Annotated in this window: 23 protein-coding genes; 13 read left to right on the forward strand and 10 right to left on the reverse strand. The window is 67.9% G+C overall.

Features of this window, described 5'->3' with window-relative positions:
- Positions 1-13: 13 nt before the first annotated feature.
- Complete coding sequence (locus tag QHF89_RS08750) at positions 14-1117, forward strand: sterol desaturase family protein (RefSeq protein WP_136967648.1); 1104 nt, start codon at positions 14-16, stop codon at positions 1115-1117.
- Between the two features lie 105 nt (positions 1118-1222).
- Here the strand turns inward: QHF89_RS08750 and QHF89_RS08755 are convergent, their stop codons facing one another.
- A complete protein-coding gene (locus QHF89_RS08755) occupies positions 1223-1564 on the reverse strand; it encodes a hypothetical protein (protein WP_136967649.1) in 342 nt (113 codons plus the stop codon).
- A 251-nt stretch (positions 1565-1815) separates the two neighbouring features.
- On the opposite strand from QHF89_RS08755, the gene QHF89_RS08760 reads away from it, so the two are divergent.
- The 3 genes from QHF89_RS08760 to QHF89_RS08770 all read left to right on the forward strand — a co-directional run bounded on the left by QHF89_RS08760 (position 1816) and on the right by QHF89_RS08770 (position 6669).
- A complete protein-coding gene (locus QHF89_RS08760; protein ID WP_136931044.1) occupies positions 1816-3561 on the forward strand; it encodes a serine/threonine protein kinase in 1746 nt (581 codons plus the stop codon).
- Positions 3562-3874: 313 nt separating this feature from the next.
- Positions 3875-6343 (forward strand): sodium-translocating pyrophosphatase, encoded by a 2469-nt coding sequence (locus QHF89_RS08765; RefSeq protein WP_136967650.1) that lies wholly within the window; start codon positions 3875-3877, stop codon positions 6341-6343.
- Positions 6344-6462: 119 nt separating this feature from the next.
- Positions 6463-6669: a hypothetical protein gene (locus tag QHF89_RS08770; RefSeq protein ID WP_136967651.1), complete on the forward strand. Its 207-nt coding sequence runs from the start codon at positions 6463-6465 to the stop codon at positions 6667-6669.
- A gap of 113 nt (positions 6670-6782) precedes the next feature.
- Here QHF89_RS08770 and QHF89_RS08775 read toward each other — a convergent pair whose 3' ends face one another.
- Together QHF89_RS08775 and QHF89_RS08780 are read right to left on the reverse strand one after the other, a co-directional pair.
- Positions 6783-7550, reverse strand: coding sequence for an AgmX/PglI C-terminal domain-containing protein (locus QHF89_RS08775; RefSeq protein WP_136967652.1), 768 nt, complete (start codon positions 7548-7550; stop codon positions 6783-6785).
- A gap of 57 nt (positions 7551-7607) precedes the next feature.
- Complete coding sequence (locus QHF89_RS08780) at positions 7608-9428, reverse strand: AMP-dependent synthetase/ligase (protein WP_136967653.1); 1821 nt, start codon at positions 9426-9428, stop codon at positions 7608-7610.
- Between the two features lie 215 nt (positions 9429-9643).
- Here QHF89_RS08780 and miaB point away from each other — a divergent pair, with 215 nt between their 5' ends.
- The 5 genes from miaB (at position 9644) to QHF89_RS08805 (ending at position 15240) form a co-directional block, all read left to right on the forward strand.
- On the forward strand, positions 9644-11146 hold the full coding sequence (gene miaB, locus QHF89_RS08785; RefSeq protein WP_136967654.1) for a tRNA (N6-isopentenyl adenosine(37)-C2)-methylthiotransferase MiaB: 1503 nt from the start codon (positions 9644-9646) through the stop codon (positions 11144-11146).
- Positions 11147-11150: 4 nt separating this feature from the next.
- Positions 11151-11684 carry a gamma carbonic anhydrase family protein gene (locus QHF89_RS08790; protein ID WP_136967655.1) on the forward strand — a complete coding sequence of 178 codons (534 nt, stop codon included), beginning with the start codon at positions 11151-11153 and terminating at the stop codon, positions 11682-11684.
- Positions 11685-11719: 35 nt separating this feature from the next.
- Positions 11720-12781: an AAA family ATPase gene (locus QHF89_RS08795; RefSeq protein ID WP_136967656.1), complete on the forward strand. Its 1062-nt coding sequence runs from the start codon at positions 11720-11722 to the stop codon at positions 12779-12781.
- On the forward strand, positions 12778-13614 hold the full coding sequence (locus QHF89_RS08800) for a hypothetical protein (protein ID WP_136967657.1): 837 nt from the start codon (positions 12778-12780) through the stop codon (positions 13612-13614). Before QHF89_RS08795 ends, QHF89_RS08800 begins: the two co-directional genes overlap by 4 nt.
- A gap of 183 nt (positions 13615-13797) precedes the next feature.
- Positions 13798-15240 carry a VanW family protein gene (locus QHF89_RS08805; RefSeq protein WP_284720253.1) on the forward strand — a complete coding sequence of 481 codons (1443 nt, stop codon included), beginning with the start codon at positions 13798-13800 and terminating at the stop codon, positions 15238-15240.
- On the opposite strand, the gene QHF89_RS08810 is transcribed toward QHF89_RS08805, so the two are convergent.
- Positions 15185-15991 (reverse strand): formylglycine-generating enzyme family protein, encoded by an 807-nt coding sequence (locus QHF89_RS08810; RefSeq protein ID WP_284720254.1) that lies wholly within the window; start codon positions 15989-15991, stop codon positions 15185-15187. The two genes, QHF89_RS08805 and QHF89_RS08810, sit on opposite strands and share 56 nt — an antisense overlap.
- Positions 15992-16126: 135 nt before the next feature.
- On the opposite strand from QHF89_RS08810, the gene QHF89_RS08815 reads away from it, so the two are divergent.
- On the forward strand, positions 16127-16774 hold the full coding sequence (locus QHF89_RS08815) for a hypothetical protein (protein WP_136967659.1): 648 nt from the start codon (positions 16127-16129) through the stop codon (positions 16772-16774).
- Here QHF89_RS08815 and QHF89_RS08820 read toward each other — a convergent pair whose 3' ends face one another.
- The 6 genes from QHF89_RS08820 to QHF89_RS08845 form a co-directional block, all read right to left on the reverse strand.
- On the reverse strand, positions 16775-17767 hold the full coding sequence (locus QHF89_RS08820) for a hypothetical protein (protein ID WP_136967660.1): 993 nt from the start codon (positions 17765-17767) through the stop codon (positions 16775-16777).
- Positions 17768-17770: 3 nt separating this feature from the next.
- The gene (locus tag QHF89_RS08825; protein ID WP_170229288.1) at positions 17771-18049 is read right to left on the reverse strand and encodes a PqqD family protein; all 279 of its coding nucleotides are present in this window, start codon (positions 18047-18049) and stop codon (positions 17771-17773) included.
- Positions 18046-18471: a lasso peptide biosynthesis B2 protein gene (locus QHF89_RS08830; protein WP_136967661.1), complete on the reverse strand. Its 426-nt coding sequence runs from the start codon at positions 18469-18471 to the stop codon at positions 18046-18048. Before QHF89_RS08830 ends, QHF89_RS08825 begins: the two co-directional genes overlap by 4 nt.
- Positions 18472-18491: 20 nt before the next feature.
- Complete coding sequence (locus QHF89_RS08835) at positions 18492-19547, reverse strand: radical SAM protein (RefSeq protein WP_136967662.1); 1056 nt, start codon at positions 19545-19547, stop codon at positions 18492-18494.
- A 44-nt stretch (positions 19548-19591) separates the two neighbouring features.
- Positions 19592-19771: a hypothetical protein gene (locus tag QHF89_RS08840; RefSeq protein WP_136931057.1), complete on the reverse strand. Its 180-nt coding sequence runs from the start codon at positions 19769-19771 to the stop codon at positions 19592-19594.
- Between the two features lie 130 nt (positions 19772-19901).
- Positions 19902-20771, reverse strand: coding sequence for a class I SAM-dependent methyltransferase (locus tag QHF89_RS08845; RefSeq protein ID WP_136967663.1), 870 nt, complete (start codon positions 20769-20771; stop codon positions 19902-19904).
- 288 nt (positions 20772-21059) lie between these two features.
- Between QHF89_RS08845 and QHF89_RS08850 the strand changes: the two genes are divergently transcribed.
- From QHF89_RS08850 to QHF89_RS08855, 3 genes are all read left to right on the forward strand, one after another.
- Positions 21060-21239, forward strand: coding sequence for a hypothetical protein (locus QHF89_RS08850; RefSeq protein ID WP_136967664.1), 180 nt, complete (start codon positions 21060-21062; stop codon positions 21237-21239).
- Positions 21240-21320: 81 nt separating this feature from the next.
- Positions 21321-21773: an RICIN domain-containing protein gene (locus QHF89_RS50140; protein ID WP_425440838.1), complete on the forward strand. Its 453-nt coding sequence runs from the start codon at positions 21321-21323 to the stop codon at positions 21771-21773.
- Between the two features lie 641 nt (positions 21774-22414).
- Positions 22415-23623: a PLL family lectin gene (locus QHF89_RS08855; protein ID WP_284720255.1), complete on the forward strand. Its 1209-nt coding sequence runs from the start codon at positions 22415-22417 to the stop codon at positions 23621-23623.
- Positions 23624-23973: the final 350 nt, after the last annotated feature.

A 23973-nucleotide genomic window follows, 5' to 3' on the forward strand; every position in this document is an offset into this window, starting at 1 on the left:
CCATCTCCCCGCCGTGAACGTCGTCACCCTCTCGATCCCAGCCTTCTTCCTCCTCATGGGCCTCGAATGGACCGTGGGGCGCTTCAAGAAGCGGCGCCTCTACCGCGGCCCGGACGTGCTCGCGGATCTGCTCCTCGGCTCGGCGCAGACGCTCTTTGGGGTCGTCGCGGCGGGCGTGCTCCTCGGCGGGTACCTCTTGCTCTACGAGCGGCGCTTCTTCGACGTCTCGCCAAGCTCGGCGCTCGCATGGGTCGGTTTGCTCGTCGGCCTCGACTTTCTTTATTACTGGTTTCACCGCGCCTCGCACCGCATGAACCTCGCCTGGGCCGCGCACGCCCCGCATCACCAGAGCGAGGATTTCAATTTCGCCGTCGCCCTCCGCCAGGGGCCCGTCCAGCCGCTCGTCTCGCGCTTCTTTTACCTCCCGCTCGCCCTCTTCGGATTCCCGCCCGCCATGTTCGCGACGGCCCTCGGAATCAACACCGTCTACCAGTTCTGGATTCACACCGAGCTCGTCGGCAAACTCGGCCCGCTCGAATGGGTGCTGAATACGCCCTCCCACCACCGCGTGCATCACGGTTGCAATGGGCGGTATCTCGATCGCAACCACGCCGGCATGCTGATCATCTGGGATCGGCTCTTCGGGACGTTCGAGCCCGAAGCGGAGAAGCCGGTCTACGGGACCGTCAAGCCCGTCGCCTCGTGGAACCCGCTCGTCTGCGCGTGGGCGCCCTTCGGCGACATCGTGGAGACCGCCGCGCGCGCCCCACGCTTCCTCGACAAACTCAAGGTCTGGTTCATGCCACCCGAGTGGCGGCCGCAGGGGTTGGAGCCGGCCGCGCTCGACATCACGCCGGATCGGCCGAAGTACGACGCGCGCCCGACGCGCGGCGCGGGGATCTACGCGGCCGTGATGCTCGTCCTCACGCTCGCCGTCACGGTGTACTTCCTCGTGAAGGGCGCGTCCGCGCCGCTCGGCACGCAGCTCGTGTTCTCGGCCTGGTTCGTGGCGGCGCTCGGCGGGCTCGGGGGCGTGCTCGAAGGGCGCGCGTGGGCGAAGCCGCTCGAAGCCGCGCGTCTCGTCGCCACGCCCTTCGTGCTCTGGATGCTCGTCTGACGATCCCGCACCGAGCGTTTGCCGAGGAACCAACGGCCTGGCGCGCCGAACCCGCGCGCCTCTCGCGCGTCGTGTTCGTGCTCCGTTCGTCCCGCGAGGTGTTGGTCAGCCGACGCGGACCTTGGCGTCGCCGCGATGCCGGCCGGTACGGGAGCGGATCTCGATCCTGTACACGCCGAGGGCCGACACGACGAACTCGATCGGCGGAGGGCTCTGCGGCGCGCCGGTCGGCGGATCGCGCACGAGGGAGTCGACGATGTTCGTGCCCGACGGCGAAAAGACCTTCAGGGAGTAAGGCGGGTCCGCCGTCTCGCCGGGGACGAAGACGAGCGAGAGCCGTTCCCCCTGCGGGATCTTCTCGAAAAACGGCACAGTGCCGCGGTTCGAGGAGCGGGCCGGGTGGCAGTAGATCTCGATGTCGCCTGAGCTCTCGATCGGTCCTGACATTGTTGGCGGTGTCGCCCTCCGTGGCGGCTGTGAGGCCAGGGGCGAGGAGAGGACGCTAGCAGCCTTGGGGCTGCGCCATCAAGCCCCGTCGACGTGGCGCGCGCTCCCCTGGTAGTATCCGCGATGATGCCGAAAGGCCTCGCCTCCGCGAGCGCAAGACACCACGTCGGGCGCATCCGCGGCAGATCGAGCGGGCGGCGCGTGGATCGTCACGCGAGCCAGCCCCGTACCCGAGGAGAACACGAAGGAACATGGATCAGCGCGCTCTCCAGCGATCATCGTTAGGCCCGAAGACCGCGAGCGCCGACCCGATGATCGGCAAGGTCGTCGCAGGTCGTTACCGCCTCGAGACCCGGATCGGCGAAGGCGGTATGGGCGTGGTGTACCGCGCCCGCCACGTGCTCATCGATCGGGTCGTCGCGCTCAAGCTCATCCGGCCCGATCTCCGCGGCGAAACGCACCTCCGCGCATGGATGCTCCGCGAGGCACGCGCCGCGAACCGGGTGGATCACGCCCACATCATCGACATCCACGACATCGGCGAGACCGAGGAAGGCGAGCTCTATCTCGTGATGGAGTACCTCGTCGGCACGCCGCTCAGCGCCGAGCTCGCGCGTGGGCCCATGCCGATCGCGCGTGGCGTCGACATCCTCGAGCAGATGTGCGCCGCCCTCGCGCGCGCCCACGACCTCGGCGTCGTGCACCGCGATCTGAAGAGCGACAACATCCTCCTCACGCAGCGCGGCGGTCGAAAGGACTTCGTCAAGATCCTCGACTTCGGCCTCGCTGCCATCGCGCGCGACCCGCGCCTCGCGCCGAAGGGCGCGGTCTTCGGGACCCCGGAGTACATGTCGCCCGAGCAGGCCCGCGGCGAGGAGGCCACGCCGCACGCGGACCTCTACGCGCTCGGCGTGCTCTTCTACGAGATGCTGACGGGGCAACTTCCTTTCCGTGCAAACGATCGCGAGACGTTGCTCGAGATGCAGCGGACGGCGATCCCCCGTCGCCCGCGCACGGTGCGCCCCGACGCGCACCCGCAAGGCGAGACGATCGCGATGCGGCTGCTCGAAAAGGACATCCGCAAGCGCTACCGCGACGCCCACCATCTCCAGGAAGAGCTGAAGGCCCTGCAGCGCAGCCTGCCGAGCACGCCCTGGGAGATGGAGACGGGCGAGGCCCTGCCCGCGCCGCCGCCGCCGCCGCCGCCGCAGTCGGCCGGCGTGACGGAGTGGGCGAACCGGACGGCGCTCTTCGCCCGCATGGCGGCGCGCGCGTACCCGGCGGGCAACGCGCCGCCCGACATCCAGACCGCACTCGCGCAGCTCTGGGAGCTCGCGGCGAAGGCGAACCGGCTGGAAGGCGAGGTCGCGAGCCACACGCGCAAGCTCGACGCCCTGGAGCGGCGCGGGCGCGCGCTCCGCGCCGAGATCGGCCGCAAGGTCGAGGAGCTCGCGCACGAGGAGTCGCGCGTGATGCGCGAGGCCGGGGCCGACGGCGAGGACGTGGACAAGGTGCGCGGCGAGCTCGCGCAAGCCGAGAAGCTCGCGACGGAGGCGAAGCTGCTCGCCGACGGAGCCGCGCGGCAAGGCGCGTTCGATCGGACGGTGTTCGAACGCGCGGGCGCGACGGGCGCGACGGTGCAGGCGAAGCGCGAGCAGCTCGCGCGTTACGAGGCGAAGAAGAACACGCGCGAGACGACGGCGCGGGATCTGCGGCGCCAGATCGACGAGCTCCGCGGGCAACTGACGCGGTACGCAGAGGCGCTCGAAGAGGATCTCGGGCAGGGCCGCGAGAAGGTCGCGCAGCGGACGCGCGAGGGCCTCAGCTTCGAAAAGTCGTTCAGCGACGCGTCGAACCTCCTGCTCGCCCACCTGCGCAACAAGCCCGAATGCCGGGATCTCGTGGCGGAGCTGCTCACGGCGAACAAGGACGCGAACCCCGCGTCGAGCGAGAGCGGTGAGCCCAAAGCCACGCTCGACAAGCGTCCGGGGAACTGACCTCCCAGATCCCGCCAGGGGGCCGGCCTCGGCCGGCCCCATCTCCAACAAAAGATGGATGACGGCGAAGGCGTGCTGTGGTAGTCAGCGCGCGCCTCGGCGGGGAAAACCGTCGAGGGCGAGGCTGTGCTGAAGCGTCGGCGTCAGGGCTAGCGGGTCGATTTCGACGGAGCCTGCGCCGCGGGGGCGAACCCCGTCGGTGCCCGCTCATCCGCGTCTCACGCAGGCGGCCAACCCCTCGGAACCTGGGAGATCGCCGCGGCGGCGGAAGCCGGACGTCGGCAGTCTCCTCGTTTGAAGGAGGCACACCGTCATGAACGTAGAGGGTTCTTCGCGCCCGAGCTGGGCGCGAGCGTGGCCCGCGCGCGCCTTGGCCGTCGTAGGCGCGCTGTTTGCTATCGCCCTGGCTCGTCCCGCGCACGCGGACGAGGCTTCGCTGAAGCTTCCCGATCTGGGCTCCGTTTCCTTCATGGGAAACACGGACGGGCGCACCCTGCTCCTCGCGGGCATGGGCGTCTGCGCGCTCGGGTTGATCTTCGGGATGACGATCTACCTGCAGCTCAAGAAGATGGCCGTGCATCGCTCGATGCTCGAGATCTCGGAGCTCATCTACGCGACCTGCAAGACGTACCTGATCACGCAGATCAAGTTCATCATCCTGCTCGAGGTCCTCATCGGGGCCGTCATCGCCGTCTACTACGGCTATTTCAAGCACTTCGACGTCGGTCGTGTCGCGCTCATCCTGTTCTGCAGCCTCGTCGGCATCGCGGGCAGCACGGGCGTCGCCTGGTTCGGCATCCGCATCAACACGTTCGCGAACAGCCGCACGGCCTTCGCGTCCCTCCGCGGCAAGCCTTTCCCGACCTACGCGATCCCGCTCAAGGCAGGCATGAGCATCGGCACGGTGCTGATCAGCGTCGAGCTGCTCGTCATGCTGATCATCCTGCTCTTCGTGCCCGGCGAGTACGCGGGTCCGTGCTTCATCGGCTTCGCGATCGGCGAGTCGCTCGGCGCCTCGGCGCTGCGCATCGCCGGCGGCATCTTCACGAAGATCGCCGACATCGGCTCCGATCTCATGAAGATCGTCTTCAACATCAAGGAAGACGACGCGCGTAACCCCGGCGTCATCGCCGACTGCACCGGCGACAACGCAGGCGACTCGGTCGGCCCGAGCGCCGACGGCTTCGAGACCTACGGCGTCACCGGCGTCGCGCTCATCTCGTTCATCCTGCTCGCGGTCGCGGACGTCAAGACGCAGGTCCAGCTCCTCGTCTGGATCTTCGTGATGCGCATCATGATGGTCGTGGCGAGCGTCTTCAGCTACCTCGTCAACGAGGCGATCGCGAAGGCCCGCTTCGGCACCGTCGACAAGATGAACTTCGAGGCGCCGCTCACCTGGCTCGTGTGGCTCACCTCGTTCGTGTCGCTCGGCCTCACGTTCGTCGTGTCGTACCTGCTCATCCCGAACCTCGGCGACGGGACGCTCTGGTGGAAGCTCTCGCTGATCATTAGCTGCGGCACGCTCGCCGGCGCGATCATCCCCGAGGCGGTCAAGATCTTCACCTCGACCGAGAGCAGCCACGTGCGCGAGGTCGTGACCTCATCGCGCGAGGGCGGGCCTTCGCTGAACGTCCTCTCCGGCATGGTGGCCGGTAACTTCAGCGCCTACTGGCTCGGCATGGTCATCGCGGGCCTCATGGGCGCTGCGTACCTGGTCGCGCTCCAGGGCCTCGCGACGATCTTCACGTCGACGATGGCGGCGCCGGTCTTCGCCTTCGGCCTTGTGGCCTTCGGCTTCCTCGGCATGGGCCCGGTGACCATCGCGGTCGACTCCTACGGCCCGGTGACCGACAACGCGCAGAGCGTCTTCGAGCTCAGCGTGATCGAGTCGCTCCCCGGCATCAAGGAGGAGATCAAGAAGGAACACGGCTTCGACGTCGACTTCGAGAAGGCCAAGCACTACCTCGAGGAGAACGACGGCGCGGGCAACACGTTCAAGGCGACGGCGAAGCCGGTGCTCATCGGCACCGCGGTCGTCGGCGCCACGACCCTGATCTTCTCGATCATCCTGGAGCTGCAGGCGGAGTTCGGCGTGGTGCAAGCGATCGAGCGCCTCTCGCTCATCAACGCGCCCTTCCTCCTCGGCCTCATCGTCGGCGGCGCGGTGATCTACTGGTTCAGCGGCGCCTCCTGCCAGGCCGTCGTGACCGGCGCCTACCGCGCCGTCGAGTTCATCAAGGCGAACATCAAGCTCGAAGGCGCCGAGAAGGCGAGCATCGAGGACAGCAAGAAGGTCGTCGAGATCTGCACGCAGTACGCGCAGCGCGGGATGATCAACATCTTCCTCGCGGTCTTCCTCGGCACGCTCGCCTTCGCGTTCCTCGATCCGTTCTTCTTCATCGGCTACCTGATCTCGATCGCGCTCTTCGGTCTGTATCAAGCGCTCTTCATGGCAAACGCCGGCGGCGCCTGGGACAACGCGAAGAAGCTCGTCGAGGTCGAGCTGAAGGAGAAGGGCACCCCGCTCCACGCAGCGACGGTCGTCGGCGACACCGTCGGTGATCCCTTCAAGGACACCTCGTCGGTCGCCATGAACCCCATCATCAAGTTCACCACGCTCTTCGGCCTCCTCGCCGTCGAGCTCGCGATCAAGATCCCGCACCAGACGAGCATCGTGCTCGCGGGCATCTTCTTCGTCGCGTCGACGATCTTCGTGTGGCGTTCGTTCTACGGCATGCGGATCAAGACGGACGTGAAGGCAGCGGCGCCCGCGGCGCACTGATCACGTCCCACACAGCGGACCCACGATAAGGTCCTGGTCGAGCGCCCTCGTTCCTCACGGAGCGAGGGCGCTTCGCTTTTTCGAAGCGAGCGTTACGCCTTCGAACTATAAATCAGGCCATGCGTGTTCTCTGTCCGTCGTGCGGTTTCCACCACGAGGTTGTCCGCGTGCTCGAAGACGGTCACGGAGAAAGCCGCAAAGACGTCTACCAAGTCGCCCCGCTGGCCGAGTGCGAGCGCACATGGATCAGCGACCAAGAGCTGCTCGAAGCACGCGCCCGCTTCGGCACCGAAGCCATCGTGCAGGACGACGAGTACGACGTGTAGCCGGCTGCCGGGGTTTCACCCCGGGCCCCACCAGGGGCTGTCCGCCCCTGGACCCGGACCAGGGCACGGCCCTGGACCGAGGCTGCATCGACCGCGATGCGGTCGATGCAAGGTCAGAAGACGACGGGGACGAGGACTTTGACCTGTTGCGCAGGCGCAGGGAAGCGGAACGTGCCCACGACCTGCGCAACGCAGCTCGCGAGCTCGCGCTGCCAGAAGGTCGACTCGGGGACCCACACCTCGTCCACGCGGCCCGCGCCGTCGATCGTGAACGACAAGGTCATGCGGCCCCGGACGCGGTTGCCACGCTTGGCTTCGAGCAAGTAGCAGTCCTGCACGTCCTCGCGGTGATCCGCGAGGATGCGCTGCACGACGTCGTCCGTGAGCGGCCCCGTGATCGTGGCAGCCTCGATGCGCGCCTTCACGCGCTCCCCCGGGCGACTCGAACCGTAGCCGTAGCCATGCCCGACGGTGCCGATCGAGCCGAGGCCAAGGACCCCCTCGCCCGTCCCACCACCGCCGATGCCGATCCCACTCAGGCCGATGCCGCCGGTGCCAAAGACCTTGCTCGGGCCGCCGAGGACGCCGCCACCGGCGACGCCACCAAAGACCCCGCCTTCCACGCCGCCGATGAGCTCCCCCGGGCCTCCTTGAAGCACGCCGACCATCCCGTACTCGGCGGCCTCTTCGAGCGCCTTCCTGCGCGCGTCATTCGGATCGTTCGTGGCGGCCGTGCCGGGTTTGTCCGCCGCCTTGGCCTTGACCCCGTCGCCGACCATCACGACGGGCTCGGGCCCCGCGGAGCGCGCGGCGCCGCTCGCGCAGCCACCCACGAGCCACGCCGCCGTCGCGAGTGCCGCCACGCGAGCCTGATTGTGCATGAAGCGAGACTAGAAGGGGGGACGCAGGGCGTCAACGAACGCCGCTGGCGGGAGGCTTCACGCGGCGCTCGCCGCGCTGTCGTTCTTGGACTTGCCCTCGGCGTAGAGCGCCTCGATCTGCTGGCCATAGCGCTGCCACACGACGCGGCGCTTCACCTTGAGCGAAGGCGTGAGCAAGCCGTTCTGCGTGGTGAAGTCCTCGCTCGTGAGCGTGACCTTCTGGATCTTCTCGAAGCCCTTCCACTCAGCCGAGTACGTCTGGATCTCGTCCATCACGAGCTGCTTGACGCGCGCGTTCTCGCACATCGCCGCGTCGCTCTCGAACGAGAGGCCCTGCCCTTGCGCCCACGCCTTCACGGCCTCGACGTCGATCGCCACGAGCGCGACGTTGTAGAGGCGGTTGTCGCCGTAGACCATCGCGTTGAGGATGTAGGCCGAGAGCTTGAGCTGCTCCTCGAGCGGAGCCGGCGAGACGTACTTGCCGTTCTCGAGCTTGTACTGCTCCTTGATGCGGCCCGTGATGTAGAGGTAGCCCTCGTCGTCGAGGTAGCCGAGGTCGCCCGTGCGGAAGCCACGATCCTCGGTGAAGACCGCTTTGTTCTCCTCGTCGCGGTTGTGGTAGCCCTGCATGATGTTCGGGCCGTGAATCACGATCTCGCCGTGCTTCGGGTCGCCCGAGGCTTCCTTGTCGATGACGATCTTCACGTGCGGGATCGCCTTGCCGACGCTGCCGATGCGTTGCGCGCCGGGGCGGTTCGCCGTCGCGATCGGGCTCGTCTCCGTGAGGCCGTACCCCTCGTAGACCGTGATGCCGAGCGCGTCGATGAACTCGGCGACCTCGCGCGAGAGGGCCGCGCCGCCGCTGAACGCGTACTTCATGCGGCCGCCGAACTTGGCGCGGATCTTCGAGAAGACGAGCTTGTCGGCGAGCGCGAGCTTGATCTTCTCGCCGAGCGAGAGCGAGCCCTCGCCCTCCTTGCGCTTCTTCGTGGCCGCGCGGATGCCAGCCTTGAAGAGCGCCTGGATGGGCTTCGGCTTGCCGGCCATCTGCTTGTTCACGCCGTCGTAGATGCGGTTGAAGATGCGCGGGACGCTGCAGAGCATCGTCGGGTGCACCTCCGCGAGGTTCGCGATGATCTTGTCGACGCCCTCGGCGAGGGCCATCGCGCCGCCGAGCGAGAGCAGCGCGTGGAGCTCACACGTGTGCCCGAACGAGTGCGCCCAGGGCAAGAACGAGAGGCTCCGGTCGTCGGTGACGAGCGGCAGGATCTCGTGCACGGCGTTGATGTTCGAGGCGACGTTGCCGTGCGAGAGGATCACGCCCTTCGGGTTGCCCGTCGTACCCGAGGTGTAGATGAGGCACGCCGTGTCAGCAGGCGTGGGCTTGATGGCCGGGACCGGGCTCTTCGCGCCGGCTTCGAGCAGCGCCGCGTAGGACGAGGGCTCGCTCTTCGGGCGCGTGAGGCCGATGATGTGCTTGAGCGAGGGCGCCTTCTCCGGGATCTCCTGGGCCGTCTGGTAGATCTCCTCGGTCGCCACGATGAGCGCGACGGCCTCGCAGTCGTTCACGATGAAGGCCCACTCCTTCGGGAGCTGCGCCTCGTACATCGGCACGAGCGCCGCCCCGAGCCCGTAACACGCGTAGGCCGCGACGGCCCACTCGATGCGGTTGTTCGAGATGATCGCGACGTTGTCGCCGCGCTTCACCCCGAGCGACGCGAGCCCTGCGCGGAAGTCGTCGACGAGCTTGCCGACCTCGCCGTAGGTGGTCCACACCCACGTGCCGTCCTTCTTCACGCCGAACAGATCCTTGTTCTTGAACTGTTTGACGGAGCGCTCGAACAGGTCCACGAGTGTCTCGAATTTCGCCGACGACATGTCCACTCCTTAGCTCGGTCCCTTGAACCCGTCTTGTCGTGCACGTCCGCCGTGCCTGCAAGGGGCCACGCGCGGTCGGACGTCGGAAGAGCGCCTTTTCCCCGCGCTGGCCGCCATCATCGCGGCTCCTTTCGCCCACTGCAACAGCCTCGGCGTGAAGAAGCGCGTCCGCGCGCTGGCCGCCCCTCCGCCGTTTTGTTACATGAGCGGCGCCCATGCCTCGTTACGCCATCACGACGTTCGGATGCCAGATGAACGTCCACGACTCCGAGCGGATGCACGAGGTCCTCCGTCGCGCCGGTTATACGGAATCGGAAGACCCGAAGGCCGCGGACGTGGTCGTGCTGAACACCTGCAGCGTCCGGGAAAAGGCCGAGCAGAAGCTCCTCAGCGAGGTCGGCCGTCTCGCGAAGTGGAAGCAGACGCACCCCGAGATGGTCCTCGTGGTGGCCGGGTGCGTGGCCCAGCAGGAGGGCGAGCGGCTGCTCACGCGCAGCCAAGGCATCGATCTCGTCCTCGGCCCCGACAACATCCCCGAGCTGCCGCGCCTGCTCGACGACATCGGCCTCGGCGCGCCTCCGCTCGTGCGGACGGTCTTCGACCTCGAAGCCCCGCGTTTCCTGACCGCGCTCTCCGACGAGGGGGACGCCGCTCGAAACCCCACGGTCGACGCGCGTGCGCCCACGGCGTTCGTGACCACGATGAAGGGCTGCAACGAGCGTTGCTCCTTCTGCATCGTCCCGTACACGCGGGGGCCGGAGCGGTACCGGCCGAGCGCGGAGATCATCGCGGAAATCGCGGGGCTCGTCGCGGCGGGCGTCCGCGAGGTGACGTTGCTCGGGCAAACGGTGAACAGCTACCGGGACCCGAGCAGCGAGCTTTCGCGCGCGCCCGGCGCCTCGCCCGATGATCCGGACGAGAGCGAGTTCGCCGCGCTCCTGCGGCGAATCGCGGCCGACCTCCCCGGGCTCGCGCGGCTCCGGTACACGAGCCCGCACCCGCGGCACCTCACGCCCTCGCTGATCGAGGCACACGCGGATCTCCCGGTCCTCGCCCGCCACGTGCACATGCCCGTGCAGTCGGGCGCCGATCGCATCCTGAAGCGCATGATCCGGCGCTACACGCGGGCCGAGTACGTCGCGCGGGTGGGCTCGCTCGTGGCGCGGCTGCCCGATCTCTCGCTCTCGACCGACATCATCGTCGGGTTCCCGGGCGAGACCGAGGAGGATTTCGCCGCCACGCTCTCCCTCGTGCGGGAGGTGGGCTTCCGGGGACTGTTTGGGTTCAAATATTCGCAGCGCCCGTACACGCCGGCTCGCAAGCTCGCGGACGACGTGCCCGAGGCCGAGAAGAGCGAGCGGCTCGCGCGGCTCTTCGAGGTGAGCGAGGAGCTGCTCGGCGCGCATTTGCAGAGGCTCGTCGGCAGCCGCCAGCGCGTGCTCGTGGAGGGCGCGGGCAAGGAAGGCACGAACGCCTGGACGGGTCGCACGGAGCGCAACGAGATCGTGCACGTCGCCGGGGCCGAGCGGCTCGATCTGCGCGGATCGATCGTCGAGGTCGTGATCACGCGCGCCAACAAGCACTCGCTCCAGGCCGAGCTCTCGGACGAGGCGCGCGCAGCGGCCAAGCCGCTCCCCGCGGCGCCGGTGGAGGCGCCGAAGCCACGCGCGGCCGGCGAGCGGCGCTCGCTCCCGATCGTGGCCGCCGGGGGAGGGTAGGCGCTTGGCGCTCGTCCTTCCTTACGGAGACCATGCCCCGCGGCTCGGCCGGGACGTCTTCCTCGCGCCGAACGCGACGCTCGTCGGCGACGTCGAGCTCGGCGACGAGGCGAGCGTGTGGTTCGGCGCCGTCTTGCGCGGCGACATCGGCCCGATCCGCATCGGCCCTCGCACGAACGTGCAGGATCTCGCCTGCCTGCACCTCACGGACGGCATCTCGAAGACGACGATCGGCGCGGACGTCACGATCGGCCACGGGGCGATCCTGCACGGCTGCACGGTCGAGGACGGGTGCCTCATCGGCATGGGCAGCATCGTGCTCGACAACGCGGTGATCGGCGCGGGCTCGGTCATCGCGGCCGGCGCGCTCGTGCCGCCGCGGATGGTGATCCCGCCTCGATCCATGGTGAAAGGCAGCCCCGCGAAGGTCGTCCGCGAGGTGACCGACGAGGAGGCGCAGCTCGGCCTCGCCGGCGCGGTTCATTACGTGGTGAACGCGCAGAGGTACCGCGGGATCTGCGGGGATGGGGCAGGTTGAGCGGCGCTCGATGAGTACGCCGAAGCGGAGGAGCCGTGCGCATCCGGAAGATTTGGGTCGACAATTTCCGCCGGCTTGAGAACTTCGAGCTGAATCTGTGTGACGCGACAGGGAGGCCTCGTCCGCTCACGGTCGTCGTGGGCGCGAACATGAGCGGCAAGACGACGATCTTGGACGCGCTCCACCTCGTCTACGCCTGCATCGAGAACGCCAGGGAGCCTCGGCTGCGACCGGATTTCGATCCCGCGGACCCTGCCATTCGTCGCGATCCCAACCTCCCCATCGCGGTCGATGTCGAGTTTGAACTTCATCCCGGCGAGTGGGCGGCGATCGATCACGTCGAAAGGCTTCTAGGAACGAGCGGACTCGGCGTGCCCGAGAGCGCGCGTTACGTCGTGAGATTTCGCTGGCCTGCACCCGAGGGCAGCTTCTTCGGCGTCAAGGAAACGGAGCCGTACAAGGCGAACCTTGCTTTTCGGGGGCGCGCGACGGCAAAGGTGGCGCAGAGCCGTCGGCTCCTCAAGGAGGACGTGTTCGAGCAAATCGGCGGCATGATCTATCTCGATCAGCACAGGACGGTGGACCTTCGAGGTCCTACGTCGAGGGTAGGGCCCGAGCCTGAGCTGCGGGAGGAGGCAAGCAGCCGCGATGTGCTTCCATGGCTCGCGTTCATTTCCATTCTCGACCAGAAATGGGACCCTGCGAAGCAGGGAGAGAGCGCGTGGCGGCGAGTGAAGCGGCTCTACGGCGAGCTCGCGTTGCCCTCGACGATCGACGACATCGAAGCGTCCGACGAAGGGTTCGACCTCCGTTTGAGGCGTGGGGATGACGTGTATTACTCGGCAGGGATGAGCAGCGGCGAGCGGCAGCTCCTCAGGTTGGCAGCAAACTTTACATCTGCGCGCGCAAGTCGCTCTGTCATCCTCATCGACGAGATCGAGCTACACATGCACCCGGCCTGGCAGCGAAACCTGCTGCATTTCTGTCGTAGCGGTGGGGATTACGACAACCAGTTCATCGTCACGACGCACTCCGAGTCCCTGCTGCGATATGTGAGTCCAGCAGACGTTTTCTACGTCGGTGGCCTGGACACATGACGATCCACAACGAGATCGATCTGCTGTGCGAGGGGGTGCCTGAAGGTCTGGATGTCAGGTTCCTCGAAATGGCGCGATTCGCTGTCCAGAAGACGCTCCCGTTCGCCGCCCGCGTTGGGATTTTCGATGCGGGGTCCAAGCTCGACCTGGTTCCATCGGTCCGCGCACGCCGAACGCTGTTCAAGAAGGGTTACGTCTTCGCCGTGAGCGATCGGGACTTCTTGATCCGCCCGCTGCTCGAGGACAGGCGAGCCAAGGCCCTCGACCTGGCGATCGAGGGAGAGGGCCTGAAGAGGCTCACCGCCTACCCGCTTCGGCGTCACTGCATCGAGAGCTACTTGATCGAGCCTGCGTTCATCGAGCATGCGCTTGGGATCTCCGGTGTCAGCGACGTGCTCGCCCAGATGGCGGAGCGGCGCCGTTGGATCGACATCGTGAGAGCCGTCCTGGAGGACGTTGCCTACAAGGCGCGTCAGGCGCGACCCAGGCTCGGGGACGCTCTCCCTACCTGCGAAGGTGAGGCCGTGCGCATCGTCGCAGAGAAGATTCACGCATACCGCGACGCGATCCAGAGGCAGACGCAGCAGGAAGAGCCTTCGTCACTGGTGCGCATGTTCGCGGATGACTTCGACGACGACGGTTCGCTCTACACGCGCGTGGATGGCAAGGAGCTCCTGGGTGAGCTGAGGACCTGGCTCGATCAGCAGGGGTTGCTGCCTGGCGGTGATCTTCACACGGCGTTGCGTCATCACGCGGACCGACACGGTCCGCCGCTCCCGTTGATCGAGGAGGTCGCGGTGCTGGTAGAGAAGATCGCCGCCCTCCACGCTTAGGACGCGAAAGGCGGGCCCGCGAACACGGGCCCGGTCACGTCGCAGGGCAGCCCGTAGCTCGACGAAGTGAAGCGAACCCGAGGCGCGGGCGTTCTTGGTCACGCCATGCGTGATCTTCCTCCATCGCCGATCGAGAAACTTCCAAAGACGGAAAGGTCTCCGCTACGATCGCAGCGGTCTTCCGTGCAAAAGTCCACTCTCCTCCTCGTCCTGGGCATCGGCACCTCGGTCGCCGCAGGGCTCGGGCTCGGCGCCTATCGGTACGGGCCACGTTCGCCGGTCGTCGAAGGCTTGTTCCTCGGCGAGCAACGCGTGCCCGACGAGGGCTCGCCCGCCTCGTGGCTTGCCCGCCGTCAGCTCGACGCGCTCGGCTGGGAGGCGCGGTTCCATCACGACGGCGAGATCGTGGAGACCACGCTCGGCGCGGTCGGCGTCGAGATCGACGTGCAAGCCTCGCTCGATCGTGCCGGCGAGGTGGGGCATGTGGGCTCGCTCCTGCGTCGCATGCGGGAGGCGCGCCTCGCGCGGAGCAGCCAGGTCTTCGTGCCGCTCGCCTTCTGGATCGACGAGGCGAAGGCGCGTCGTTTCCTCGAGTCGATCGCGCCGCGCTTCTCCGTCGCGCCCGTCGACGCGGTGCTCGACCTCGAGAACAAGCGCAAGATCGAGGACGTCCCTGGCCGCGAGCTCGACATCGACGCCTCGCTCGCGGAGATGCGCGCGACGAGCTTCGAGGACGGCGCCGTGATCCGCCTCGTCACGAAGCGCGTGCCGGCGAACGTGACCGCGCTCGATCTCGCGCAGGTCGACGTGACGAAGGTCGTCGCCGCGTTCGAGACCTCGTTCTCGCTCTTCGGCTCGGGCGCGGGGCGCGCGGTCAACATCCGCAACGCCGCGCGCAAGATCGACGGCGTCGTCTTGCCGCCGGGCGCCGGGTTTTCCTTCAACGACCGCGTCGGGGCGCGCACGCGGGAGAACGGTTTTACCCTCGCGCCCGAGATCCAGGGCGACGAGCTCACGGACGGCATCGGCGGCGGCACCTGCCAGCTCTCCTCGACGTTGCACGGCGCGGCCGTCTACGGCGCGCTCGAGGTGCTGCATCGGCAGGGGCATTCGCGCGCGTCGAGCTACACGAAGCTCGGCCTCGACGCGACCGTGAGTTTTCCCATCGTCGACCTCAAGCTCAAGAACCCTCATCCGTTCCCGGTCATGATCCACGCCCATTTCCCGCAGCCGAACAAGGTGCGCGTGGAGATCCTCGGCGGCGAGCCGATCGCGAAGGTCGAGTACGGCTACGGGGTCGGGCAGTCGTATGATTTCGTCCGTCGGATCACGGTGAAATCGCACCTGCCGCCCGGGAAGCGCATTCATCGGCAGAAGGGCGTGCGCGGGTACGACGTCACCTCGACGCTCCGCATTTCGTATGTCGACGGCCGCGTCGAGGAGCGGCGCTGGTTCAGCGGCTATCGCCCTTCGCCCGAGGTCTACTGGGTCTCGCCCGGGTACGACGAGGCGAACCTGCCGCCGCTGCCCGAGCATGCGAAGGGCATCGAGGGCCGGCTCGCGGACGCCTCTACGGCGACGGCGTCGTTTCCGGTGTCGACGCCGGCGCAGGCTCCGGCGCCGTGACGGGCTCCTCGGGGTCCTTGCAGCAGCGGAAGCCAATCTCGTAATAACGAAACATCGGCCCGTGCGAGTCGTTCGTCCCGCGGCAATGGGCCCAGGGTTTGGCCCAAAATCCCCCCTTGAGCGACGAGCGGTAGCGCCACTCCTTGCGTGACGTCCGCACCCACTCCTCCACGTTGCCCACGAGGTCCTTCACGCCGAAGCTCGACGCGCAGCGCGGCCGGGATCCGCTCGCCTCGCCCTGGTAGAGGCGCCACGTCTCGATCTCGCGCACGCGCCGCTCGTCGGCGTTCAGCTTCCCCTCGTCGTACGGGATGAAATCCTTCGAGGCGTTGCAGGCGTTCGGGTCGAAGGTGTGGCCGTAGGGCCAGGGCGTCGTCTCGGGGCCCTCACACGCGAGCTCCCACTCGAATTCGGTGCAGAGGCGCTTGCCCACCGAGGCGCATTTCTTCTCCGCCTCGACGAACCGCATCATCACCTCGGGCCGCTTGCCCTCGCGGTTCGGCCACTCGTGCTCGTCCATGCACACGTGCACCGGCGTGGCCACGGGCTCCTGGGCCAGCATGCCCGGGAGGAACGAATAACAGTGCCCGAGGCGCCACGTCGTGCAGAGCCGCTGCACGTGCTCGTAATGCGTGCCCGAGACGAGCCGCGTGCCCGAAGGACAGACGTCGGCCGGAGGCATGACCTGGGTCGCGGCAGGCGTGGCCTGCGGCGCGGCGAAGAGCTGGGCGAGGAGCGTCGGAAGGAGCACCGAGGCGGGGCATCCTAGCGCAGAAAACGCGCCCTCGGGCGGCGCAACGCTGCGACGCGACGAACCCCCCCCGACGAGAGCGTGCCCGCCCTCCACGCTCTCGCCCGCCCCATCCGTCCGGGCTACGATGCGGTCATGCAGCGGACGATGCTTGGCTTCCTGGGGATCATGACGCTCGCGGTTGCGGGGGTCGGTGCTTGCGGCGGCAAGGTGGTGATCGACGCGGACGGCACGGGCGGCGCGGGCGGCGTCGGCGCCGCCGGAAGCGGGAGCGCCGGGACGAACACGACGACGAGCTCGAGCGGGACGGGGGGCGGCGGCCTGCAGAGCCTCTGCGAGGCGGCGTGCGCGAGCATGAGCAAGATCCCGGGGTGCGCGGAAGAGGACTGCGTCGACGATTGCGTGCAGGAGTTCGAGGACGAGGCCGGCCCGTGCTTGAACGAGGTCACCGCCTTGCTCGAGTGCGTCATCGAGAACGCGGGCTTGAACGGCGAGTGCTTCAGCTCGACCTGCTTTCCGTTCGTCGAGGCGCTCGATGCGTGCAAAGCCCCGAGCACCGGCTGCTCCAGCGTGCTTTGCTCCCAGGGCTCGGACGGGTCGTGCGACTGCTCGGGCCAGTGCAACGGGGCCTCGGTGACCACGCAGTGTTTCTCCCAGCCGGGCAGCACGCAGGTCTGCGTTTGCTCCATCAACGGGCAGGACGTCGGCAAGTGCGAGGCCAGCCTCGGCATCTTCGCCTGCAGCGTCGACCAGGGCTGCTGCGCGCAGTTCTTCCTCCCGTAATTAGAAGTCGAGGCTGTCGATCCCGGCCGCGAGGATCGAGGGGTCGTCGAGCAGATCCCGGCCCATGCGCAGCTCGTAGTGGCGCGCGCCGTTCGTGAGGCGGGTCAGCAGGGCGAGGTGCTCGGCCTTTCCGGGCACGTCGTCGATCACGAGGCCGCCGCTCGACGCGATCAGGTGGCCGAGGCCCTCGGCCTTCGCGATGGGGGCGAGCTGGGTCGGCTGATCCGGCTCGACGTGCGGGTAAAGCACGAGGGTCGGCGCGAGGCAGGTGGACCGGGCTTGGCCCGGGAAGGCGCGCTTCGGGTCGACGTCGCGTCTGTCGCCGTGGCTCTTCGTGGGGCCTGCAAAGGGCGCGAGGCGCGGGAAGGCCGAGAGCGTGGCCGGGCCGACGTGAAAGGGGCGCGGGAAGGCGCAGAGGCGCGGCCGCCCGACGGGGGCCTCTTCGAGGAGGAGCGCGTCGTCGCCGAGGAGGTCGTAGCCGGCGGACGCGAGCGTGATCGTGGTGGTCGTCTTGCCCGCGCCCGCGCCGCCGACGACGAGGATGGCCTCGCCGTGCGTGCGATGGACCAAGGCCGCGGCATGGAGGTGATAGAGGCCATGCGCGCGGAGGGCGAGCGAGAGCGCGATCTCGAGCGCGCCGCGGGCCGAGCCGGGGACGACCTCTTCGCCGGCGAGGAAGGCCTCGATGTGCGAGGTTCCCTCGGGGACGAGGATGCGGCTCTTCCGATCCCAGAGCAGGAAGGCCCGAGGCAAGCCCACGGGCTCGCGGTAGGCCTGCACGATGCCGTGGAAAAACGACGGACGATACCCCTCGACGAACGGATCCGTGTCGAGCGGAGCGACGCCGTGGCGGAGGGCGATCTCGATGCGGCCGCGGCTGCCGTCCGTCTGGCCGATGCCTTCGTCGAGGCCGAGCTCGCGCACGAGATCGGGCGCGCCGTCCTCGGTCGTCCAGGCGAGCGTCACGCCGTGCAGCGCCGCGGTTTGCATCACGCCTCAGGGCGGTAGCACGAGGCCGTCTTCGAGCATCTCGCGCAGCACGCTGTCGACGTCGCGCGCGGCGGTCTCGCGGTCGACGCGGAAGAGCGCGGTGATCCGCTCGGCGATCGCGCCTGGATCGGCGATCGACTCGGCGAGGGATTTCCACACGATCACGGCGGCCGCGTTCAGCGTGAAATAGAACTTCGTGTCGAGGTGGAGCAGGACGCCCGTGCCGTCGTCGAGCTCGGTGAAGAGCACCTGGGGGTTTGGCCTGGGAAGGTGCGGCTCGGTCACGCGGCGGGCTCCTTGAGGGATGAGGCGTAACAAGGGTAGGCGTACGTCACGACGAGGTCGGGGTCGAGCTCTTCGCCGTACGGCGCGCCGTCGAGCTCCACCCACGCGTGCCCCTCGATCTCGCCAGGACGCGAGAGGCCCATGACGAAACGCGCGGCGTGCCCGGCGCGGCGGAGCAGCGAGAAACGCGCGAGCGAGCGGTAGAGGCAGGTGTCGGGGACGAACGGCAGGTGATGGGTGATCACGTCCGCGCGCGCGAGCGCCTCGTCGATCACGTCGAGCGGCGCGGGCTCGATCGTGCCCCGCGCGAGCGCGTCGAGCAGCGCGGGCAGGCTCGACTGCGCGACCCGCAAGGGCAGCGAGAGGCGCAGGCCGACAGCGGTCGCGGAGAGCCGGAGGTGCTTGGGCCAGGCTGAAGGCATCCCGCGTTCCCCCGCGCCGCCTAGCGCACGACGGGCAGGGTGACCTTCTTCGCCCACGCGCCGCGCCACCGCTCCCGCTGCGCCGACGGGCCGCCTGCGCCTTCGTCGGTCCAGTGGGGCTTGTCGAAGTGCTTCATGCACCAGTTGCAGGGGAAGTGGTCCCACGTGCCGAGCGAGCCCCGGGCCATGGCGGCGAGCCGCGCGGCCTGGGTCTCGTGGATGATGCCGAGCAAGCGGCCGTGGGCTTCGCGCAGGCTCGTCGTGGCGAGGTCGGCGGCGACGTCGCGCGGCGGGCCCTCGCTCGGGACGCCCGCGTGCTGGCAGCAGAGGTTCAGCCGGCCCTCGACGTCGACGTGGAGCGACTCGCTCTTCATGGCCTCGCAGACGTGGAAGGTCTGCTCGCGGTAGAACCCCTCGGGCATCGTCACGGGCATGGTGAGCGCGGCGGAGAGGCGCTCGATGCGGTGCTGCGCGTCCTGCCAGGCGCGGGGCGGCAGGTACAGCGCCTCGTCGTGGTGCGTGCCGGTCGCCTGGAGCATGGAGAGCGACGCGCGCGCCGCGCCGAGCTGCGCGGCCATGAGGCCAAACGCCTCGATCTGATGCACGTTGCGCGCGTGGAGGACCATCTGGAGCGCGAACGGGAGGCCGTGCGCGGTGCAGAGGGTCACCGCCTTCATGACATCACGAAAGCTCCCCTTGCCGCGGATGCCGTCGTGCGTGATCTCGTCAGCGCCGTCGAGGCTCAGGTTGACGGCGGTGAGGCGCTCGCGCCGCGCGGGGCCGTCGCGCAGGAGCCCGAGGAGCTGCTCGAAGCGCCTGCCGTTCGTGACGATGTGCCACGTGAGATCGTGCTCCACGATCGCGTCGAGCACGCCTTCGAGCTCGGGGTGGAGCGTGGGTTCGCCGCCGGTGAGCGCGACTTGGCGGGTGCGGTAGAGCCGCTTGGCCTCGGCGAGGACCTTGCGGATCGTGGCGAGCGAGAGATCCTTCGGTTTCTGGCCGGGATCACGCAGGCAATGCTGGCAGTCGAGCTGGCAGCGATCCGTGAGGTGGAAGGCGATCCAGGTGACGGCCATGGCGGGTGGGGGCTCCGGGGCGGGCGCGCGGGGAGGGTGGCCGCTCAGCCCATGACGGTCATGCCCGTGGCGGGACCCATCGGCGTGAAGAGCGTCGCGCGGGCCACGGAGCGCTTCTTCGTGAGGCGCGGCGGCTCGTAGGGCTTGCGCGGATCCTCGACCGGCTCCCTCGCGTCGCCCTCCGAGCCTTCGAGCGTTGCGTTCCGGTCGTCGATGTCGGCCATGCGCGTCGTTCTCCTTCTGCCGCGCCGCGAAGGCGAGCGCCTCGAGGACACTCCGCGCAGCGTATCACCGGGGCGCAGAGGTCACAACGAGGGGCAGCCGTGGGTTCGTTGCGCACGCGCGGCGTGGCATTCATGCCTCACTCAGGCAGGCCGCGCGCGGGAAGGGGACGAGGAGCGCGTGCGGATAGGGGCCCTCCTCGAAGAGCGCGACCTCGTAGCCGGCCTCGAAGGCGACGCGCGGGATCTCGTCGGGCGAGAGGTACGAGAAGAATCCACCATCCGCGTAGAACTGATCGCCAGGCTCACTGCGGCCCGGCGCGCCCATCGCGGTGAAGGCGCGGCGAAGCGCGTCGCGCAGGCGTCCCTTGGTCTCGGTCTTCGCCTCGCTGTCATGGCGGAGCTGGAAGCTCGTGAGCACGACGGCGCGCGGCGCGAGCGTGCGGACGGCGCGAAGAAGGCCGAGCCGCGCGGCGCCGGGCAAGACGTGCGAGAGGCTGCCCCAGCCGAGGATCACGGCGTCGAAGGAGAGAGGATCGCCGAGCGAGGCGAGGGGGCCGCCGCGGCCCTGGGCAGCGGCGACGAGGTCGTCGTAGGAGCCGAGGAGGATGTCGGCGGGGCGGTCCTTGGCGAGCGCGCGAGCGCTCTCGACGAAGTCGTCGCAGGGGTCGAAGGCGGTGACCGTGTAGCCACGTTCGAGCAGCGCGACGACTTCCCGACCGGCGCCGGCCGCGCCGACGAGGACACGGCCCGCGCGGGGGAAGGCGGGGGCGTCGAGGGCGCGTTTTTCCCAGGTGAAGAGGCCGCTTTCGAAGCGATGGCCGCCGGGGAGGTAGGTCTTCTGGCGCGCGTAGAGCGCGGCGGTGAGGGCGGCGCGATCCGCTTCGGGGATCCAGGCGAGGAGGAGCTCGTCGCGCAGGCCTTCGCGTGCGGTGGCGATGCGGTGCACGAGGCGGTCGGCCGCGAGGAGGGCGCGGACCCAGGGGGGGATCCTGTACGTCACGGGCGGGCATCGTAGCGGGTGGATGCGGGAGCGGGAGCGGCAAGTGGGATCTGATTGTGTGCCGCTGTCGAGGAAGGGTTCCGCGCGAGGAAAGCAGCTCACCAAGGATCTCTACCCATTCCTGCAACGTCTGTTGTATCGGCGAAGCTGCATCTGGCCAGCACGTCGACAAACGCCTCGCGCCTGCGTCGTCGTTCGCGAGCGATTGACAAAGAACCGCTTTGGGACGTAACCCCACCTACTGGGAGCCTCCTCGACCGAACCCGAGGAGCATTCCATGACCTACGCATGTCCATCATGATCATGCTGGTCGTCGAGGCCAACGAGGCCAACCGGCGCGTCGGCGCTGGAGGCGATGACGCTGGTCGCGGTCCTACGCGAGTACGTCGCGATGAAGAGCAGCACCTGGCAGGCATCGTTCGTGCAAGACAGCAGCCTAAAGCTGCCGCCATCTGTGCGTGGCTGTGACGCTCGGGGATGCTAGCAGCAATTCGTTGGGGGGAACATCTCATGAGTACGAAGACGACGAGGGCCGTCCGGCGCGGCATGATGTTCGGCATTGTCGCAGTTTGCGCTTCCTGGGCCGGGCACGTTGGAGCGCAACAGGGGGAAATCCGGAGTGCCGTGGCCTCCTATATCTGTCTCGATGTCGAGAATGGCGACCCCACGCCTGGGACCCTGGTGCGGACCTGGGAGTGCAACGGATTCCCGGCCCAGCAATGGACTGTCGACGCGACGAACGGAGAGATTCGGAGCGCCGTGGCGCCTTACATGTGCCTCGACGTCGAAAACGGCAACCCTGCGCCCGGAACCCAGGTGCGGATCTGGGGGTGCAACGGATTCCCGGCCCAGAAATGGACTGTCCAGGAGAACGGAGAGATTCGGAGCGCCGTGGGGCCTTCCATGTGCCTCGACGTCGCGAACGGCAACCCTAACCCCGGAACCCAGGTGCGGATCTGGCGGTGCAACGGATTCCCGGCCCAGAAATGGTCTCGCCAATAGAATTCGGCGCGGCGTTCAGGGACGCGGGCATCATTGCAGACCTGCGTTCTTGAATCCGCCGCCTCGTCCGTCGCCGCCCAACGTACGCCGCGTCGAGGTCGACGCTCTGCTGCGGGAGGCGATGCGGCGATCCCGGAACTCCGGATCGAGCTGCAGACGAGTTTGTCGCTTGGAGACGTTGTGGAGGTGTTTGTCGCTGAAGCTATGGGAGCCGCAGGCGGGGAAGATGGTGCCGTTTCCGGAGGAGGGGACGCGGAGGGTGAAGCGGGAATAGGAACGGAAACGGAAGCGGAAGCGGAAGCGGGGGCGGCAAGCGAAATCTGATTGTGTACCGCTCGACGCAACCAGATTGACCAGGAACCAGCTCGAATCGACCAGTCTTGGAGACGGTTCCAGGTCAACCTGGTTCCGGCTCCCGCGTCGATCACGGCGGTGCTCCCGCCGGAGAGGACCACGAAGCTCGAGGTGCTCGCCAAAGATGTCGAAAAATGCGAGGTGCGCGAGACGCTCGCAAAAGCCTATCTTTGCGGCAGCATCGAGAATCGCAGCGGAGTTGGCGAATAATGGCGATCACAGGCTCGGCCTTGCAGCTCGTCATGACAGCCCCATGTGCTCCTCAAGCAGATGGAGGGAGGGGCGTTATGCGAAGGAACCGTTTTCTGCCCGTGGGCGCGTTTATCGGAAGTGTCGTGGCTGTCGTGCTTCCTTTGGTTACCAGCGTGTCCGATGCGCACGCAGCTACCAATAACCCGTACGATTATCGGGTCACACCGCTCTCCGAGGCTCCCATCGAGAACCCGAAGCACCTCGACCTGTTCATGACCGATAGGGACGGGACCGTCTTCAGCACCTTTTTTGTCGAGGCCGAGGGAGGATGGAGCGCCTGGTCCAAGATCCATTCCGAAACCAAAGCCAATCCCGGCGCGCCGGTCACGGCGGTTTGGGGCAACGCCAATCTCCTGGATCTCTTCACGACCGGCAGAGACGGCGCTGTCTTGAGCACTTTTTTTAGCGCGCCGCAGGGTTGGCGATCTTGGTTCACCATTCATCCCGAGGCCAAAGCGCGGCCCGGGACGCCTGTCACCGCGTTATGGAATGGCACGAGCCACGTGGACCTTTTCATCACCGGCACCGACGGCACGATCCTCAACGCCGTTTGGGAGCCCGAAGCGGGATGGCAAACCTGGGTCCCCATCGATAACGCGGTCAAAGCCAAGCCCGGAGCGGAGGTCACGGCGGTCTGGAGAGACTCCAATCACCTGGACCTTTTCATGACCGGCGCTGACGGCACGGTCTTCACCTCCTTTTGGGAGGCCAGGATCGGCTGGCAGCCGTGGTCTACCATTCATCCCGAGGTCAAGGCCAATCCAGGCGCGACGGTCACGGCATTATGGCGCAACCCCAGCCACCTGGACCTTTTCATGACCGCCGCTGACGGCACGGTCTTCAGCGCAGCTTGGGAGTTCGCGACAGGCTGGCAATCGTGGTTCGCCGTCTCTTCCGAGGTCAAGACACGACCGGGCGCGCCGGTGACGGCCGTCTGGTCCAACCCGAATCACCTCGACCTCTTCATGACCGGCGCCGATGGAACGGTCTGGAGCACCTTTTGGGAGAGCGCGAGAGGGTGGCAACATTGGTTCGCCATTCATCCCGAGGTCAAGGTGAACCCGGGCGCGCCGATCTCGGCGATATGGAGCACCGCCAGCCACCTGGATCTGTTCACGACCGGCACCGACGGGACGGTTTGGAGCACCGTCTGGCAGGGAGATTGGCTACGCTGGTTTACCATCGACCCCGCGGTCAAGGCGGCGCCCGGCGCGCGGATCACGGCTGTCTGGGCTCCTTACTAGGACAACGACCCAGCTCGGGCGGCCGGCGGCAGCCGCGAAGCGGTGGTCGAATCTCGCCGCGGTCCTCCCGCGCTCGCGGGTGGCGCCGGATGTGGCGATCCGTCGCGGGAGACGCCCGAGGCCGAGGTCCGCACGAGGACATACTGAAGGAGCCCAGAGGACAGCCTTCCGCCCAGTGCACTCAATCGCGGCAGCGGTAGCGGGAGCGGAGGCGGGAGCGGGAGCGGGAGCGGAAGCGGGAGCGGGAGCGGAAGCGGGAGCGGGAGCGGAAGCGGGAGCGGGAGCGGAAGCGGGAGCGGGAGCGGAAGCGGGAGCGGGAGCGGCAAGCGGGATCTTTTGTGTACCGCTGT

It is taken from the genome of Polyangium sorediatum, from assembly GCF_029946465.1.
GTDB classification, from domain to species: domain Bacteria; phylum Myxococcota_A; class Polyangia; order Polyangiales; family Polyangiaceae; genus Polyangium; species Polyangium fumosum.

Excerpts from the sequence above, each read along its gene's own strand:
- QHF89_RS08830 (WP_136967661.1), bottom strand. The coding sequence starts at position 18,471 with ATGCCTTCAGCCTGGCCCAAGCACCTCCGGCTCTCCGCGACCGCTGTC.
- QHF89_RS08855 (WP_284720255.1), top strand. The coding sequence starts at position 22,415 with ATGCGAAGGAACCGTTTTCTGCCCGTGGGCGCGTTTATCGGAAGTGTC.
- QHF89_RS08815 (WP_136967659.1), top strand. The coding sequence starts at position 16,127 with ATGCAGCGGACGATGCTTGGCTTCCTGGGGATCATGACGCTCGCGGTT.
- QHF89_RS50140 (WP_425440838.1), top strand. The coding sequence starts at position 21,321 with ATGTTCGGCATTGTCGCAGTTTGCGCTTCCTGGGCCGGGCACGTTGGA.
- QHF89_RS08835 (WP_136967662.1), bottom strand. The coding sequence starts at position 19,547 with ATGGCCGTCACCTGGATCGCCTTCCACCTCACGGATCGCTGCCAGCTC.
- QHF89_RS08800 (WP_136967657.1), top strand. The coding sequence starts at position 12,778 with ATGACGATCCACAACGAGATCGATCTGCTGTGCGAGGGGGTGCCTGAA.
- QHF89_RS08780 (WP_136967653.1), bottom strand. The coding sequence starts at position 9,428 with ATGTCGTCGGCGAAATTCGAGACACTCGTGGACCTGTTCGAGCGCTCC.
- QHF89_RS08765 (WP_136967650.1), top strand. The coding sequence starts at position 3,875 with ATGAACGTAGAGGGTTCTTCGCGCCCGAGCTGGGCGCGAGCGTGGCCC.
- QHF89_RS08770 (WP_136967651.1), top strand. The coding sequence starts at position 6,463 with ATGCGTGTTCTCTGTCCGTCGTGCGGTTTCCACCACGAGGTTGTCCGC.
- QHF89_RS08760 (WP_136931044.1), top strand. The coding sequence starts at position 1,816 with ATGGATCAGCGCGCTCTCCAGCGATCATCGTTAGGCCCGAAGACCGCG.
- QHF89_RS08850 (WP_136967664.1), top strand. The coding sequence starts at position 21,060 with ATGTCCATCATGATCATGCTGGTCGTCGAGGCCAACGAGGCCAACCGG.
- QHF89_RS08840 (WP_136931057.1), bottom strand. The coding sequence starts at position 19,771 with ATGGCCGACATCGACGACCGGAACGCAACGCTCGAAGGCTCGGAGGGC.
- QHF89_RS08775 (WP_136967652.1), bottom strand. The coding sequence starts at position 7,550 with ATGCACAATCAGGCTCGCGTGGCGGCACTCGCGACGGCGGCGTGGCTC.
- miaB (WP_136967654.1), top strand. The coding sequence starts at position 9,644 with ATGCCTCGTTACGCCATCACGACGTTCGGATGCCAGATGAACGTCCAC.
- QHF89_RS08755 (WP_136967649.1), bottom strand. The coding sequence starts at position 1,564 with ATGTCAGGACCGATCGAGAGCTCAGGCGACATCGAGATCTACTGCCAC.